The sequence below is a fragment of the Streptococcus oralis genome, assembly GCF_001075875.1.
GTDB classification, from domain to species: domain Bacteria; phylum Bacillota; class Bacilli; order Lactobacillales; family Streptococcaceae; genus Streptococcus; species Streptococcus oralis_I.
In genome coordinates this window covers 1-220 of sequence record NZ_JUOS01000120.1, presented here as the reverse complement: position 1 = coordinate 220, position 220 = coordinate 1, and the positions used below count along the sequence as shown (strand labels likewise).

General features: G+C 44.5%; 1 pseudogene. It reads right to left on the bottom strand.

Annotated features, from left to right (window positions below):
* Nucleotides 1–220: pseudogene (locus ADM33_RS06925) on the bottom strand (oligoendopeptidase F); the annotation flags it as partial.

Here is a 220-nt window from a genome sequence, read left to right as displayed (position 1 = left end):
AGATGAAGGTAACCAGCAGTCGAGATGACAAGTCCTGCTGAGTAAGTGTAGCTATACAAGCCCATGTAATAGTGAGCTTGGCGCATCCAAGTCAGTGCTGCATCATCATCAATCTCAATAGCATCTCCCCAGAAGTCAGTCAAGACTTCCTTCATAATACTGTTGAGTTTGCTTGCCCCAAAGGTTTCTCCTTCTTCAATCAGTGTATACACCTTACGCT